This is a genomic window from Priestia sp. 10L35 (genome assembly GCF_056395685.1).
In genome coordinates, this window is the sequence record NZ_JBFTKA010000064.1 from 1 (window position 1) to 390 (window position 390).

Genomic DNA, 390 nt, shown 5'->3' on the forward strand with positions numbered 1-390 from the left:
ATGAAGCCCCCCTCAAGATGAGATTTCCCATAGCGCAAGCTAGTAAGATCCCTGAAAGATGATCAGGTTGATAGGTCAGAGGTGGAAGCGTGGCGACATGTGTAGCTGACTGATACTAATCGATCGAGGACTTAACCAAACTTTAAAAGTATAAGCTTTACTCAGCAAACTGTTACCTAGTTTTGAGAGAACAATCTCATATAAATGTCTAGTGATAATGGCAAAGAGGTCACACCCGTTCCCATACCGAACACGGAAGTTAAGCTCTTTAGCGCCGATGGTAGTTGGGACTTTGTCCCTGTGAGAGTAGGACATCGCTAGGCATTTTTATTTTGCTTTTTTATCATCGCGGGGTGGAGCAGTTCGGTAGCTCGTCGGGCTCATAACCCG

The 390-nt window shown here is 45.4% G+C and carries 2 rRNA genes; both read left to right on the forward strand.

Annotated elements, in window-relative coordinates:
• Positions 1-139 (forward strand): 23S ribosomal RNA (locus AC1DEF_RS29335); the annotation flags it as partial.
• Between the two features lie 68 nt (positions 140-207).
• A 5S ribosomal RNA gene (rrf, locus tag AC1DEF_RS29340) occupies positions 208-323 on the forward strand.
• The last annotated feature ends 67 nt before the right edge of the window (positions 324-390 follow it).